The following is a 16,121-nucleotide window of genomic DNA, read 5'->3' on the forward strand; positions in this document are numbered from 1 at the left end:
TTATGCGTCGCTATTAAAGGATCGGTGTAAATACGAAGAGAAAATAGTTATCGAGCAAAGCTTTATTAACATTTCGTAACAAAATCGGTAGCTAACACCAGTTCAAACCCTTTAAGTTGTATATTTTTCAACCAAGACATTTTCTTCAGACGCTCCACCAAAGTCGAGCTTGACCCCAGGTCACTCCTCAAGCTAACTTCGATAAGTTCGAATCCACGCTTTTGGAAGCCACAATGACCCTAGTCCTAATTTTCGCCGCACTTGCCTATATCGCAACACTATTCGGCGTCGCCCACTACGGCGATAAACCGGGTACATGGGCAAATCGACTGAGTTATCGTCCGTCGGTTTATAGTATGTCATTGGCCATTTACTGTACTTCGTGGACGTATTACGGTGCGGTAGGTAACGCTGCCAGTTTTGGCTGGGCTTACCTACCAATTTTGTTAGGCCCGTTTTTACTATTTCTGATTGGTCTCCCGCTCATCGAAAAGCTAGTATCGGTCAGTAAACAACAGAACATCACCTCGATTGCGGACTTTATTGCCAGTCGCTACGGCAAGCGCCAACGCCTTGCCCTATTCGTCACCTTAATTGCTGCGTTAGCGACCATTCCGTATATCGCCTTGCAACTCAAAGCGGTGGGAATGACGTTTTTGGTGCTTACCGAAAACACCACAGCGCTTACAGAATTCTCCATCAATGAGCTGGCTGCTGCCGCGCTTATGGCAGTTTTCGCCATGCTGTTCGGCACGCGCCACATTGAAGTCACCGAGTATCGCAATGGGATGATCCTCGCGATTGCTTTTGAGTCAGCGGTTAAATTGGTTGCGCTACTTGCAGCGGCTTGGTTCGCTTGGTCGCTCTTTGCCGACGTCTCGCCTGTCAGTATGTGGGAGCAAATCAGTCGCCCCGAGCGCCCAGAATGGTCATGGCAAGCCGTCGGTGAGTTTGATTTTATCGTGCAAACACTGATGGCAGCTGGGGTTATATTGTGTCTGCCGCGGCAATTCCACGTTACCGTTGTGGATAACGTCAACGTCGACCATCTGCGTACCGCGCGATGGGGCTTTCCGCTCTATCTTGCACTCATTGCCGCAGCCATAGTGCCCATCGCGTTAAGCGGTAATTTGTTTTTGGGTAACGGCGTTGACGGCTCAACCTACGCTTTGCAGTTACCCTTGCTGCACGATCAGACTTGGCTCGCAGTTTTTATCTTTATTGGTGGTTTTTCGGCTGCCACCGCAATGGTGATTATTGCCTCAGTAACGCTCAGCACGATGGTCACCAATGACGTCATCATGCCGCTAATTCTACAGCGCGGCCAACGCTTCCCGTTTGCCACTCCAGAAAGCCGCAAGACCTCAGAAGTGCAATCTTTTCAAGGGCGACTACTGCTGATTCGTCGGATTGCCATTGGCGTGATCCTATTACTCTCCTATTTATGCTATTACCTGTGGGCGGCTAACACAGGCCTCGTCAGCATAGGTCTGTTAGCCTTTTCCGTCGTTTTACAATTGCTGCCCGCTATCCTTGGCGGCCTCTATTGGCGACGCGGGCATGCGCGCGGTGTTTATATTGGTCTTGGTGTCGGTCTGATGGCGTGGTTATTCAGTGTCGCCTTGCCTATGTACCTGCCACACGAGATCAACGATACCAGCATCATCACCCAAGGTACGGTCATCAGCTTGTTACTCAACACCGCCGCGTACGTGGTGTTTTCCTATGTTGCCCAACCACGCCTGGTCGATCGCATCCAAGCAACCGCTTTCGTGATGCCGCGTAACGCGGTGCAAGAACACACCATAGGCCGGCATCACCAAGCCACCAATGGTGACATGTTACTGCTACTAAAAACCTTTGTCGGCGAAGAACGTACGCGCCAATTGCTTGCGTATTTCAATGATGCCCAACAAGCATTCATCGATGACAGTAATAAAGAGGATGTCGCCCGCCGCGAATTCATCGACTACGTTGAACGCGCGCTCACCGGAGTGCTCGGGGCAGCAACCGCGCGCTCGTTGATTGAAGCAGCCCTACGTGACCGCCGACTCCACCTTGAAGAAGTCGTGCACTTCTTCGACGACACGACACAGGCCCTGCAAACCCAGCAGTCCATTTTATTCAGTTCACTCGAAAACTTAGCGCAAGGCATTAGCGTGGTCGATGCCGAGTTGCGCTTAGTGGCGTGGAATAAACGTTACCTTGATCTCTTTGACTACCCCGAAGGCATGGTCAAACCGGGACAGCCTATAGCAACACTTATTCGCTATAACGCCGAACGCGGTGAGTGTGGACCCGGTGAAATTGATGAGCTGGTCAGTAAGCGTTTGAACTACATGCAAATGGGCTCACCACACCGTTTTATTCGTCGGCGTGGCGATGGCCGAGTCATTGAAATGGTCGGCAACCCGCTGCCCAATGGTGGCTTCGTCACCAGTTTTACCGACATTACCGAGCACGTTGAGACGGCCCAAGCCCTCGAAGAGGCCAATATTGACCTTGAGCAACGCATGAATACTCGGCAACGTAAAATTCGTGAGATCAATAATGAGCTCACCGAAGAGATTGAACGTCGTCGCAAAGTCGAGGTGGAGCTCAAACAAGCCAAACAGGAAGCCGAAGAGGCGAATGCATCCAAAACCCGCTTTTTGGCGCTGGCGAGTCATGACATTCTGCAGCCCCTTAATGCCGCACGGTTGTATTTATCGGCAATGGACGAGAGCAACCTGAGTTCCCACAACCAACAACTGAGCAGCAAGCTCGATACCGCATTGGCCTCGACAGAACACCTACTTAGTACCTTATTGCAAATTGCGAAAATGGACCAAGGCGCACTACAACCGAGTTTTCGGCATGTACAACTGAGCTCGGTGTTGCAACCGCTGATCCATGAATATACCGTGCTTGCGCAGCAACGCGGAATTGAGCTGCGCAGCCATTGGCGCGATGCTGTTATCTACACGGACCCAACGTACCTACGGCGGATTATCCAAAACTTTCTTTCCAATGCCATCAAGTACAACCGCGATCATGGCAAAGTGTTGCTAAGTGTGCGGCAACGGGGCGAGCACCTACAAATGGCGGTGTGGGATACCGGGCCCGGAATTACCAGTCAACAGCGCCATCGAATCTTTGATGCCTTTTACCGCGGCCAGAACACTCGCGTTGAAGGCGTGGGCCTCGGGCTTAGCGTTGCCAAACGTATGAGTGAGCAACTGCACTGTGAACTTAAACTTAGCAGTGTTGAAGGACGTGGAAGTTGTTTTATGGTGACCGTGCCGAAAGGTGCCGAAGCACAGGTTTATCAGCCGCAGGCTGAGCAAGAACACGGCACTCCAAGCGATCATCTGACCTTGGTGTGCGTCGACGATGACCCCGAAAACCTCAGTGCCTTGCGCGCCTTGCTGGAAAAATGGGGCTGCACGGTCGAAACCTTTACCAGTAGCACAACTGCTTTGCAGTATGCGAGCACGCACAGCGCACCCGATGGTGTCTTGTTAGACTACCAACTTGGCGATGATGAACATGATGGACTCACACTGGTGCAGGCGCTGCGCGAGTTTTGGGGCGAGACATTAACCGGCGCACTGGTCACTGCGATGCGTGACGACCACGTGCGTCAACAGGCACGCCAACAGCAGTTACTTTTTATCGCCAAGCCGGTCAAGCCTGCGCAACTCAAAGCCCTGCTGCGGCACTTACAAAAACTAGCGGTCTGATGCATGCACCGCAACACAGCGACCACCTTGCAAGGTAACCACTGGGCGAGGGAGCACTTCACAGGTGCCCATGATGCCAAACTCTTGTTGATAAGCTTGCTGTAACTCACGATGCTCATTAATGAGCTTCGTTAAAACCTCTGCATCCACCGTCGACGTCGAGTAACCCAAGTAGTAGTCGGGGCCACCACAAGGACGGTGGCCGACCTCTGCTAAACGACATTGTTTGGCGTCTTCGGCGTACGCCATTCCTACCATTGAGCGGATCTGTTGGTCCATCTCAGTGATCTGATTTTGCATCTGCTGTTGATCTTGCAGCGCAATTTCTGGTTCCGCCACCGTCTCTTGTTGGGGTGGCTGGCACCCCATCACGAGCAGCGATAGCCCCATCACGCCAAAGGTTTGCCATACCGTGTTCATACTTCGACTCCCTTACGACGGCGCACGAACGCCAACCCAGAAGCAGCTAATGCGAGCCACCACGAGAAGCTCCCTGAGCTCTCAGTATCTGGATCTGGGATATTTCCTGACGACGGTGAAACAACAACATTCACCGTAGCGGTGTCCTCAAACTCACCATCACTAGCGGTTAACTCAAAGCCGAGAGTTGAGATACTGCTAACGATCGGCGCAGTAAAGCTTACCTCTTCACCTTCTGAGGCCGATAACGTGACATTAATCCCCGAGGTTTGACGCCACGTATAAGTTAAGGTATCCCCGTCTGGGTCGGTGCTTTCCGTAGCACTTAGCACGACGCTACCACTACTTTCTACGTCAGATGGTGTTGCGCGAGCAAAGGCTGTTGGTGCCTGATTTGCGCCACGCAAATCTACAGTGATAGAGGCCTCGCTACTACTCAAGCCATCCGATACCGTTAAACCGAAGGTAACGCTGGCGGCTGTTTCCAATTCCGGTACCACAAAGCTCGCTTGGGCACTGTCTGCGTCAATTAACTCAACCACTGGACCGTCGGTTTGCTCCCAGTTGAAGCTAAGCACATCCCCCTCAGCGTCGGTCGAGGCACTGGCATCCAGCACAACCGTCGCAGCGGTTGCTTGTGCGCTATCAACTTCCGTAATCAAGATGCTTGGTGCGGTATTCACAACCTGCACGCTTACCGTACCAAGGGTAGTTTCTTGACCCGCTTCATCCACGCCGCGATAGGTGAAACTATCATCGCCAACGAAACCTGCATTAGGCGTATACTCAAGGTTATTATTGCTGAGCACGGTTACGGTACCATTGCTCGGCGCCGCAACCACTTCTGCAGTCACCGCACCCGTGGCGCTAATTTCTTGCGGTAATACCGCGTTATAGCTCTGCGCCGCGTTGGCAACCGTCACTAAGGTCAGCAGTTCACGGCCTGGCGCCGCAAAGGTTTCACTTAAGTCGATCGCCGTAGGTCGCTCCCATGCGGTCGACACAGCGCGATCAGGCGCATCAGCGATGGTGTCCACCTGCATGTCAAAAGCAATTTCGACTGCGGCACGTTCGCCTCTTAGTAACCGCGGTTGTAGTACATCACCGGCACTCGGATACTGCCCTGAACCTTCAAAGTAGTGCTGCACACCAACCACACCAAGAGCATCTGCTGCCGTCTCGGCACCAATCGTCAGATCGTCAGGCGCCGCTACCGGAATATCAATGTAGTTGAAGTAAACATTGTCCGTACCCAACTCGGCCCAAAACGCAAAGCTGTAGCGATCACCACCGACGTCGTCGTATTTACGGACGCTCTCAAATTCAATAGCCAAATAACTTACGTCATTCGTATCGGTTAATACCGCGTAATTTATTTGGCCACCACCGGCCTCTGGGCCCATCTCGAGATCAGTCCAGAACGGCGCCCAAAATGCATTCGGTTGGTCAACATCTGGAATCGCACGATTTGTAGCAGTGCTCCCAAAGCCACTGGTATTATCGCCAGCACCAATGATGCCGTTGGTTGAAATGACCACCGAGTCATAGCGCACACCATCGAGATACAGGCCCCCGTTAGAACTGATATCAAAGGTAAAAAGAGTGTCATCACAACCATCTGCACAAACATTGTTGGGCACCGAACCACTCAGCTCTTCAATGGTTGCCCCAGCAAAGAACTCATTATTGGCGTTGTTCACCTCAGCTACGTCAGCTTGGTCGGTTTGTTGACCACGCCACACAATGGTATCGCCCTCAAGCCCCGAACTGGTAGTCGTCGAGCGGACACTTGTAACATCAATAGATGCTTCGTCTGCACTCGCACCTGCGGGCAACTGCACCGTCAACTCGACTTCACTTGAGCTAGTGCCCAGTGCCCCGCGAGCGTTAACGCTTATAGGCTCACCTACAGCAACGGTGCCAGCGGTATGCGCGACGCTCACAATAGCTTCGTTATCAGAAGAGCGAGCATAAATGGCAATCGGTAAGCGCATATCTGGATGATTGTCTGAGCTACTTAGTAACAACTCGCCGAAATGCCAGCCTTCCTCGGCATAGCGTGAATCAACTTCGATCGCCATGCTCAGCGACTCACCACTGTCGAGTGCAATTAAACTTTCCGACAAAGTCGCCGTAACGTCCGGATTCGCAAAGATAACTGATGCATTAAAGCTGACAGCGGCATTACCAATATTGGTGAACGTACGGTCGAACGTACAACCAATCGCACAGCCGTTGTTCGCGAGTGACGGTTGATCAACCACGACATTGGTTGCGGCTGCATTTGCCACATTTAGACGACCCGTACCACGGTCAAATGGCGTTGTCTCAGAGACCAAATCATGACTGCGTAAACCACTTTCCGTTGAGGTCATCAGCAATGATTTCAATTGTTCTGGAGTCAAGTCAGGACGTTGTTCAAGCAGTAAGGCGGCGGCACCCGCAACATGCGGTGAAGCCATCGACGTGCCTGACTTCAAACCGTAGGTATTATCGGGTACTGGCGCAATAATTGAACTTCCTGGCGCCGCGAGGTCAGGCTTCAAGAACGTTGAGTCGCCATTCGGCCCACGGCTACTAAAGCTTGACATGGCATCAACCAAATTCTCATCGATCCGCAGAGCCGGTGCGTTAATCGTTGCCGTATCGCCACTTTGCCATTCTTGTACGATAGCCACGCCGGCATCTTGCGTAATCGATACCGATGGTAACGTGGCTTCACCCATATTCATGGTCACGGTACCTGGTTCGTTGTTGTAGACGATCATCGCCACCGCACCAGCCGCTTGTACATTGTCAGCTTTGACACTGAAGTTACATGAGCCGCGCTGAACCAAAACGATTTGCTGCGCAAACTCGCCGCTGGCAAAACTTGAACACGCCAAGCTATCACCGGCATTGCCGGCAAGTGCTAACGAACCACTAATCGGATCGGTAATCGTAAAGTTACCAACACCAATAATCGCATCGAGGCCACTAAATGGACCAGCATCCACGGTAAGGCTAATCGCTCCACCATGTTGACTACTCGCAACACTCAAGCCATCTTCAATACAGGCTGGGCAACCAACGGTGCGCTCGCCTGGACCATCGTTACCCGCTGCTGTTACGGTTAACACCCCCGCTTCTTTAGCTGCGGTAAATGCCGCGCTGTATGGGCTATCTGCTGGATCTCCACCAGGGCCACTACCCCATGAGTTATTGATGATATCGGCGCCATCGGCCACCGCATCTTCCAACGCTGGCAACAGCATCGAGGTACTACCTGAGCCTTGTCCTTCTGGGTCGCTAAACAGCGCCTTGTACACCATCAAGTGAGCGCCTGGGGCAACACCGGTAATATTCACACTGGCACCATTCAAGGTCACCGTCGTCGGATTTGCCGCTGCTGTACCAGCCACATGCGTACCATGACCGTTGTAATCCGCGGGGGATTCGACTTCATCAGGATGAATCTCGCCAGTTGGCTCATACCAACGGGCAACAATGATTTTGTCATTACAGAACGTTGGCGTAGTGGTGCAATAATCGTCCTTGGTAGGGCGTGCCACCGGCGGATGACCATTATCAGCAAAGGAAGGATGGTCTTGGTCGATACCGCCATCAATAATAGCAATCTTTACGCCACGGCCCGCGTCAGCTTGCCCACCAAGCTGACTCCACACCGCCGGAGCATTAATGAGATCCATTGAGGTCGCTGTCGTGGCGTAAAAACGTTCATCTTCATAAACCCGCTTCACCCCAGGAACTTGCGCTAATTGCGCGCGCATGGCCGCGGCATCTGCAACTTTCCCTGGAAGTTCAACCACCAAACCATTAAAGGTTAGTGTTAAATGATGCTTGGCTTCAAGATTACCAACGCGGGCTTTGAGGTTGCGTAAAACCTCGTTTTGCTTGCTCAGCAAATGCGCTTGGTAAGTCTGCACAGGGGCCGATGCGAGCTGCAACTTTGCTGTTCCTGTGGCTACTGGACTGGTCGGTTCGAAGCCCGCTAAACCACCTTTATACACTGCTGCGGCTGGATCGTGCAGCTCGACAATAAAGCGCGTCACATCATAACTGCGTACCATTTTGCGCGCCAACTCATCGCCCTTTTCGGGCTGATGTTGTTGAATAAGTTGTGGTGTCTGCACTGGTGTTTGCTGGACTTGTTGCGCAGCCACACCAGTCACCGTAAGCGACGACAAAACTGCCAACGCTGCCGCCGAAGGCCGCAAAATGAAGCCGTTAGTACTCATGGTCATCCTTCCTACATCAATGTGATCATTATTATTAGGACTAAGTTATCACGAAAAAATTCGATCAGGTACGGGATTTGTGTAAAGAATGTTACAGGAATTTACAATAGCGTGAGGCGCCTAGCTCACTGGCGCTTCAAGTTGTAAACGTTCAGCCAGCAAGACCGCCTGCGTGCGGCTGTAGACACCGAGCTTACGGAAAATCGCCGTAATATGCGCTTTTACCGTGGCTTCGGTAATATTGAGTTGGTAGGCAATTTGTTTGTTCAGTAAACCTTCGTGCAATAGATAAAGCACCCGATATTGCTGCGGTGTGAGATCAGCGACTTTGCGCGCCAATTCTTGATCTTCATCGCTAATACGATCAAGGCGACCACGAACCTCAGCAGGAACCCAAGTATCACCTTGTAAAATGGCATCAATTGCCTCGGCAATTTGTGCCGACGGTAATGACTTAGGAATGAAGCCTAAAGCACCAAAGCCGATACACTTGGCGACCACGCTGGCCTCTTCCGAACCAGAAATCACTGCAACGGGTAGTAAAGGAAAGTCTTCACGAATACGAATCAAACCGTAGAGATCGCCACTACCCGGCATGTGCAAATCGAGCAGCAACAAATCAAGGTCGTCGTCATCGTTGAGTGCGGCTAAAGTTGCGTCAAGATCGCCCGCCTCACGCAATTCCAGATTGCCATAATGATTCGCGAGCGCGCCTTGCAACGCCTCGCGAAATAACGGGTGATCATCAGCAATTAAAAATTTAGCCATGGTATGTAGCCCGTAGTTCTACCACGGGCCAAATCTCCCACATCGAAGATAGTGATTTAATTCAAGTTACCCCGCAGTAGAACTGCGGGCTACGACTCCACATCAACGGTAGCGATTCAAATCAAGTTACCCCGCAGTAGAACTGCGGGCTACGACTCTACATCAACGATAGCGATTCAAATCAAGTTACCCCGCAGTAGAACTGCGGGCTACCGTTATTTATTCAAACGATTATCAATCAGGGAATCTACCACACTTGGATCGGCGAGCGTAGAAGTATCGCCAAGGTTTTCGAACTCATTGGCGGCAATCTTGCGCAGGATCCGACGCATGATTTTACCCGAGCGCGTTTTCGGCAAGTCCGGTGCCCAGTGAATAAAGTCTGGCGTCGCAATCGGACTCAGCTCTTTACGCACCCAGTCCCGTACTTCTTTGGTCAAATCATCGCTGACTTCTGTGCCCGACATCGCGATCAAGTACACATAGATACCCTGCCCTTTCAGGTCATGCGGATACCCCACTACGGCAGCCTCAGAAATCGCCGGATGTTCGACCAGCACACTTTCTATTTCTGCCGTACCCAAGCGGTGACCCGAAACGTTCAAGACGTCGTCCACGCGACCGGTAATCCAATAATAACCGTCTTCGTCGCGACGCGCGCCGTCACCAGAAAAATACAGGTTCTTGTACGCAGAGAAGTAAGTCTGTTCAAAGCGCTCGTGATCACCCCATAACGTGCGAGACTGCCCCGGCCAAGAATCTTTAATCACCAAATTACCATCAACTGCGCCCTCTAGCTCATTACCGTCAGCATCAACTAATGCGGGCTGAACCCCAAAGAATGGGCGCGTCGCAGAGCCAGGTTTCAAATCGGTTGCGCCTGGCAACGGCGTAATCATGATCCCACCAGTTTCGGTTTGCCACCACGTATCGACAATCGGACAACGACTGTCACCCATGACTTTGTGGTACCACTCCCACGCTTCTGGATTAATCGGTTCCCCGACGGAACCTAGCGTGCGCAGCGATTCACGCGAGCTTGTATCCGCGGCAGCAGTGCCTTTCGCCATCAGTGCGCGAATCGCGGTTGGCGCGGTGTAGAGAATATTTACACTGTGTTTGTCGACAACCTCACCAATACGGCCGACGCCTGGATAGGTTGGTAATCCTTCAAACACCAGCGTCGTTGCACCATTCGCCAACGGCCCATAAACGATGTACGTATGCCCAGTGATCCAGCCTACATCTGCTGCACACCAATAAACGTCGTCTTCATGGTAATCAAATACATATTCGTGCGTCATCGACGCCCACACCATGTAACCACCGGTCGTGTGCAAGACCCCCTTCGGCTTACCCGTCGAGCCAGAGGTGTACAAAATAAATAGTGGATCTTCGGCATTCATTACTTCTGGCTGGCATTCAGTGGCCACATCTTTCACCAACTGATCCCACCATACGTCGCGACTGTCGTCGAAACCCACATCGCCATGGGTGACTTTGGCAACCACGACATGTTCAACGGTTGGACACCGGTTATCTTTCAGCGCTTCATCAACGTTTGCTTTCAAAGGGGTGGTTTTACCACCACGGCGACCTTCATCGGCAGTAATGACAACCTTCACGCCACAGTCATTCACACGGTCAGCAATCGCATTCGGTGAAAAGCCACCGAAAATAACCGTATGTACGGCGCCAATCCGCGCACAAGCCAACATTGCGTAAGCAGCTTCCGGTACCATCGGCATATATATTGCAACGCGATCACCTTTCTCGACACCCAACTTTTTAAGGCCATTGGCAAAACGAGACACTTCCGCATGCAGCTGCTTGTAACTAATTTCTTCACTAACCGACGGGTCATCGCCTTCCCAAATGATCGCCGTTTTGTCACCACGTTCAGCTAAGTGCCGATCGACGCAGTTATAGCAAGCATTCAAAGTGCCGTCTTCAAACCATTTTATGGTGATATCGCCCGGCGCAAAGCTGGTATTTTTGACCTTGCTGTAAGGGCTAAACCAATCGATACGCTGCCCTTGCTCACGCCAAAAGCCTTCAGGTTCTTCAACACTTTGTTGATACATCTGAAGGTAACGATCGTTATCAATGTGTGCTCGGTTCTTCGCTTCGGCCGGCACTTTGTATATGTTCTGCTGCATAAAACCTCCTAAAGCCTGTAACTGCATTGTTCGCTGTCTAGGTAGCCCGTGGTTCTACCACGGGGCCATCTCATTTAACGTACATGGTCAAACCTTCCGGTGTGACCCGTGGTGGAACCACGGGTTACGAACAACGAATAACGCATTTTTGTTTTGCTATACCTTCAGTTATTGGGCCGCGTTCGACCATTAGACCATAGTCTAGATTGATTATTTGCCCCAACCATTCGATGCTTTTCTGCGCAACTGCAAACAACAAGGAGCATCGCAATGCTGCCAAAAACATTAACAAAATCGCTGATTGCCAGTGCCGTACTGGGCGGAATCGCCATGACACCGGCCCATGCTGCTGACCCTGAGTGGAGTTTCAGCGGCTACATTAAACTTGATGCCTTTATGTCAGATTATCAAGATGGCACCGCACCATCTAGTGGCTTTATTGGTCGACAATTCTACATCCCCAGCACCACACCTGTGGGCGGTAATGGAGACGACGTCGTCACCGACGTGCATGCACGGCAATCCCGTTTCTTCTTCGATGTTAGCCAAGAGTTGGACAACGGTGAAACCGTAAAAGCCCGTATCGAACTCGATTTTATGACGGTACCCGTCGGTGACGAACGTATCACCAACTCCTATGCACCGCGATTGCGCCAAGCCTATTTCACCTACGGCAATTGGTTGGTGGGACAAGCTTGGTCAAACTTTCAGAATCTCAGTATCTTACCTGAATCAGTTGATTTCATTGGTGCGACCGACGGTATTATCTTTGCCCGTCAACCGCAAATTCGCTACACCCAAGGCGGATTTAGCGTCTCGGCCGAAAACCCCGAAACCACAGTCACACCATTTGGTGGCGGTGGACGCATTACGTCGAGTGATGGGGTAATGCCTGATCTGACTGCTAAGTATGTCGGTAAAGCCGGTGATTTGTCATACAGCATTGCCGGCTTAGTGCGCCAGCTTGCCCATGACGTTGATGGCGACGGTAGCGACGAAACTGCATCAGGCTACGGTATCTCGGTAGGTGCAAAATGGCAGCTTGGGAAAAACGACATCCGAGCCTCGTTTCAAACCGGATCAGGATTTGGTCGCTATTTAGGTTTAAATACCTTCAACGCTGCCGTAGTTGATGCCAATGGTGACCTCGAAACGATTGATTCTTCGGGTATTACCTTTGCGTACCGACACGTATGGAGTGAGAAAGCGCGTTCCAACTTTGTTTACAGCCGAGGCTGGGCCGACAATGATACGGCTTTGACCGGCGTGAACGGCACTGAATACACCCAACGTATCGGCGCCAATTACATGTACTCCCCAGCTAAAAACCTGACCTTTGGGGCTGAAGTCTCGCGCGCTACTCGTGAAACCGAAGCGGGTGTCGATGGCGACATGACGCGCTTGCAATTCATGGCCATGTACAGCTTTTAAAACGGTAGCCCGTGGTTCTACCACGGGTTCAATCTGACGTTTGACCATGTCCGTGGAATTCGAGGCCCCCGTGGTAGAACCACGGGTTACCACGAGCAACAGTTTTTAAAGGTTTTTTAAAGGCATTGGGCGGCCGAAGTAGTAGCCCTGCAGGTAGTTACACCCCAGTTCGGTCACAAATTCGGCCTGCTGGGGTGTTTCAATTCCCTCAGCTAACACTGCAAAATCAAGACTTTGTGCAATTTTTATCACACTCTCGATCAACACCCGATCACCTTTGTGATGGCGAATTCCGGCAATAAAGCTGCGGTCGATCTTAACCACATCAAGCGGCAAACGCTTCAGATAACTTAAGCTCGAGAAGCCCGTGCCGAAGTCGTCAAGCGCAATACTCAAGCCATGTTTGCGTAGCGTCTGTAAGCGTTCAATCGCGTATTGGCTGCCCTCAAGTAGGATACTTTCGGTCAGCTCAAGCTCAATCCATGTACCACGACAGCCGGTTTCAGCCAAAGTGTTAAGCACAAAATCGACAAAGTTAGCGCGATTAAAGTGTAATGCCGAAATATTCACCGACATCCGCAGTTTAGGCTCGCGCTCTTGCAGCTTAACGGCGTCCTCGCAGGCACGTTTAAAGACCCACTCACTCAACGGAATGATCTGCCCAGTCATTTCCGCTACCGGAATAAAGTCATCAGGTGCAATTAAGCTGCCGTCGCTTTGAGGCCAGCGAATTAACGCCTCGACTTGTATTGTTTGTTGATCATTACTGCGGACAATCGGCTGGTAATGTAACTCCAACTCGTTGTTATCTATCGCTTCTTGCAAATTACTACGCATTGCCGACGTGGTAAGCAAGCGCTTAGCCATGTTCGGTTCATACTCTAGTACGTAGTTGTAGCCGAGTTTTTTCGCTTGGTGCATTGCCATATCAGCCCGTTGGATGAGCTCCAATGGCGTACTTACGTCTGGTGTCTGATGGGCGACGCCAATGGTTGCCGTGAGATAAACTTTGTTGTCACCCACACGATAGGGCTGAGCCACTAAATTCATGATGTCTTGCGCCAAACTCTTTACCCGCTCAGGGAAAGCCGTGGCCCCGTCGAGCACTAAAATAAACTCATCACTCGCAAAGCGCGCTAATTCACTCCGCCGCGGTTGTTCACTTTGCAGACGCTCAGCCAATTGGTTCAGAATTTCGTCGCCGACATGCAAACCAAGACCATCGTTAATGAGCGTAAACCCATCGAGGTCGATAAACAGCACCGTGACATCTTTGGTTTCGTAAAACTTTGAGCCGATATACTGCTCAATACTCGCGCGATTCCACAGACCAGTAAGTGCATCATGGTGGGCTTGATAGAATAACTGTCGGCCTTGTACTTCTAACGAGACATTTCGCTCCACTGCAAGCACCACAAGCAACACTAAGCCAATGCCGCCGACGATAATGAGCATCTGTAAGTTGGAAGTTTCTTGCAAGGTGTCGAGACGATACAGATAGGCTTCGGTGGGGACACCAGAGCTGTAATACATCGATAATTCGCTGTCATACAGCTTAATAGCCTTGTCGCGCAGATACCTTGCCGTCGGCTCAGTAACCCAAAAGCCAGCGCGATCCATCCACCGCCCAGGCCTTACTAACGTGTACGTTTCAATATCGCTGTCGACCGTATTTAGCATAGCAATGCCCAGCATTGCTCGGACATCGAGCACGGCCAGCACCGAGTAAATCCCCGTATCAGGCATGCCCTCAGGGTCGACAAAATCCACCGGAACACGGACGACAAGCTTCGCAGTAAGATCCTTGACCGCGAATTCAGGAACAAGAATTTCCGTCTTAGAAACGTTGCGTTCCAAGCCATCCATTATCACCTTGTCGCTCATTACGGCTTCAAAATAACTCATCCTCGACGGCTTAAGACGCTCAAAGACTACGGTTTTGTCAGGTGCAACAAGGAATAACGCATCCAAATAATCGACATCTTTCAAATAAGTTACGATGTCGACTTCCATAAGCTCTGAGTGGTCCTGCAACGGATAGGTTTCCCAGCGCTGGCCTAACCGTTCAAACAGTTCAATGATGCTCTCCCCCATCGCCGTCCGACTTTGCCGGAGTTGCTGTACCGCACGTTCGCCGTCAGAGCGTAACTCAGTCATTTGCGTGTGGAACATGCCCACGCCGAAAACCATCACAGTGAGCACAGCTAAGGTGGTAAAATTGGCCGAGGTTGGCGACAAACGGGGCAAGCTACGGCGACCGCGATAATGGGTCGCGTAAACAGCAACACCGGCAAGAATTGCGGCCACACAGACGACCAAACTGCCGGTTGGGTGCTTCGCTAATAGCGGCGCCTTCAAAAACAAATGCATCAACAAGAACGCAAAGCCGATACCCGCAAAGGCTAAGCTATAGCCCGCATTGGCTTGCAAAAACAGTTGCTGCCAGGGGTTACGTTGCGAAGCTTCGGGAAAAATCGGTAAGAGTCCGATCGCAAGCGGGGCAAAACTAAGGTAAGCAAACCAAGGAATTTGAGCGTCGAAAGCGTCAAAAAAGCTTCCTGTACAGCCATCGATAATGCCCACTAAACAGAGTACTGCGAAGCCTGATGATAGCCGCTGTGCCTGCTTGTTTTGCCGGAAGTAGCTACGCAGCAATACTGCTGTGCCTATGCTCACCATCATGACTTGAAAAGACGAGCTAATAGAGTGATAAAGCAGTTGTTGCGACGGTTCTAAAAGACGATAACTAAGGATCAGCACCCCTGCGAAGAATAACGCAGTGGCCGCTACCAGTTGGAGGACAGCTCTAGCCTGTATATCAGTATTTATTATTTTCATCGGCCAGTGTGAAACTTTTAGTTAACGATACTAACTCATATAAACACAAAATTATTCGCTTGAATAGCCTCTAAAGGTTATGTTACCTTTTTGTTTATCTCGTGTAGCGTGTTATGGATAAAACCCACTAAAGAAGGATCTTCTCTCCCATGAAACTACTGCTGATACTATGCGCCTGTGTCGCATTATTAACAGCGTTTTGGGTCGCAAACATGTTCGTCTGGCTATTTGTTGGACTTGGACTGATTTGCGCATTAAGTTTAGGCATAGTACAGCGTCATAGTGAACTCTCGAGCCTCGTTGCCAGCGCTTTCTTCATCGCCAGCGGCTTTACCTCTTTGCATGTAACGATTACCAGCATGGCAAGCAGCTCGGTTAGCCCACAGGTGACCACTTTTGCCGCTCCTGTGGTATTGATCCTGATGTCGTCCTTGCTCTTCTGTGTGGCAATGGTTGAGCGTCATGCAGCAATGAGTGACGATGCTCCTGTGAGTACAAAAGCCACGTTAAAAAGGCAAGTGCTGTAAACACCTAATTGGAGGCAG

At 51.1% G+C, this 16,121-nt stretch carries 8 protein-coding genes; 3 read left to right on the forward strand and 5 right to left on the reverse strand.

The annotated features are described in order from the left end of the window. Nucleotides 1-233: 233 nt before the first annotated feature. Complete coding sequence (locus CWI70_RS05525; RefSeq protein WP_126771267.1) at nt 234-3,722, forward strand: hybrid sensor histidine kinase/response regulator; 3,489 nt, start codon at nt 234-236, stop codon at nt 3,720-3,722. Here CWI70_RS05525 and CWI70_RS05530 read toward each other — a convergent pair. From CWI70_RS05530 to acs, 4 genes are all read right to left on the reverse strand, one after another. Continuing rightward, nucleotides 3,711-4,142: a hypothetical protein gene (locus tag CWI70_RS05530; RefSeq protein WP_126771269.1), complete on the reverse strand. Its 432-nt coding sequence runs from the start codon at nt 4,140-4,142 to the stop codon at nt 3,711-3,713. The genes CWI70_RS05525 and CWI70_RS05530 overlap by 12 nt on opposite strands. After that, nucleotides 4,139-8,380 carry a S8 family serine peptidase gene (locus CWI70_RS05535; protein ID WP_198677653.1) on the reverse strand — a complete coding sequence of 1,414 codons (4,242 nt, stop codon included), beginning with the start codon at nt 8,378-8,380 and terminating at the stop codon, nt 4,139-4,141. The genes CWI70_RS05530 and CWI70_RS05535 overlap by 4 nt, the downstream gene beginning before the upstream one ends. Before the next feature lie 120 nt (nt 8,381-8,500). After that, the gene (locus tag CWI70_RS05540; protein ID WP_126771273.1) at nt 8,501-9,148 is read right to left on the reverse strand and encodes a response regulator transcription factor; all 648 of its coding nucleotides are present in this window, start codon (nt 9,146-9,148) and stop codon (nt 8,501-8,503) included. A gap of 215 nt (nt 9,149-9,363) precedes the next feature. Next, nucleotides 9,364-11,307 (reverse strand): acetate--CoA ligase, encoded by a 1,944-nt coding sequence (acs, locus tag CWI70_RS05545; RefSeq protein ID WP_126771275.1) that lies wholly within the window; start codon nt 11,305-11,307, stop codon nt 9,364-9,366. A 270-nt stretch (nt 11,308-11,577) separates the two neighbouring features. Here acs and CWI70_RS05550 point away from each other — a divergent pair, with 270 nt between their 5' ends. After that, nucleotides 11,578-12,738, forward strand: a complete 1,161-nt coding sequence (locus CWI70_RS05550; protein WP_126771277.1) for a DcaP family trimeric outer membrane transporter — start codon at nt 11,578-11,580, stop codon at nt 12,736-12,738. Nucleotides 12,739-12,843: 105 nt separating this feature from the next. Here CWI70_RS05550 and CWI70_RS05555 read toward each other — a convergent pair whose 3' ends face one another. Beyond that, nucleotides 12,844-15,420, reverse strand: a complete 2,577-nt coding sequence (locus CWI70_RS05555; RefSeq protein WP_198677654.1) for a putative bifunctional diguanylate cyclase/phosphodiesterase — start codon at nt 15,418-15,420, stop codon at nt 12,844-12,846. A gap of 305 nt (nt 15,421-15,725) precedes the next feature. On the opposite strand from CWI70_RS05555, the gene CWI70_RS05560 reads away from it, so the two are divergent. Beyond that, on the forward strand, nt 15,726-16,103 hold the full coding sequence (locus CWI70_RS05560; protein ID WP_126771281.1) for a hypothetical protein: 378 nt from the start codon (nt 15,726-15,728) through the stop codon (nt 16,101-16,103). Nucleotides 16,104-16,121 lie beyond the last annotated feature (18 nt).

Source organism: Pseudidiomarina homiensis, assembly GCF_003987225.1.
In the GTDB taxonomy this organism is placed as follows: domain Bacteria; phylum Pseudomonadota; class Gammaproteobacteria; order Enterobacterales; family Alteromonadaceae; genus Pseudidiomarina; species Pseudidiomarina homiensis.

Bases quoted from the DNA above. Each gene is read 5' to 3' on its own strand.
- CWI70_RS05530 (WP_126771269.1), bottom strand. From the start codon at position 4,142: ATGAACACGGTATGGCAAACCTTTGGCGTGATGGGGCTATCGCTGCTC.
- CWI70_RS05525 (WP_126771267.1), top strand. From the start codon at position 234: ATGACCCTAGTCCTAATTTTCGCCGCACTTGCCTATATCGCAACACTA.
- CWI70_RS05540 (WP_126771273.1), bottom strand. From the start codon at position 9,148: ATGGCTAAATTTTTAATTGCTGATGATCACCCGTTATTTCGCGAGGCG.
- CWI70_RS05555 (WP_198677654.1), bottom strand. From the start codon at position 15,420: ATGATGGTGAGCATAGGCACAGCAGTATTGCTGCGTAGCTACTTCCGG.
- CWI70_RS05535 (WP_198677653.1), bottom strand. From the start codon at position 8,380: ATGAGTACTAACGGCTTCATTTTGCGGCCTTCGGCGGCAGCGTTGGCA.
- CWI70_RS05550 (WP_126771277.1), top strand. From the start codon at position 11,578: ATGCTGCCAAAAACATTAACAAAATCGCTGATTGCCAGTGCCGTACTG.
- acs (WP_126771275.1), bottom strand. From the start codon at position 11,307: ATGCAGCAGAACATATACAAAGTGCCGGCCGAAGCGAAGAACCGAGCA.
- CWI70_RS05560 (WP_126771281.1), top strand. From the start codon at position 15,726: ATGAAACTACTGCTGATACTATGCGCCTGTGTCGCATTATTAACAGCG.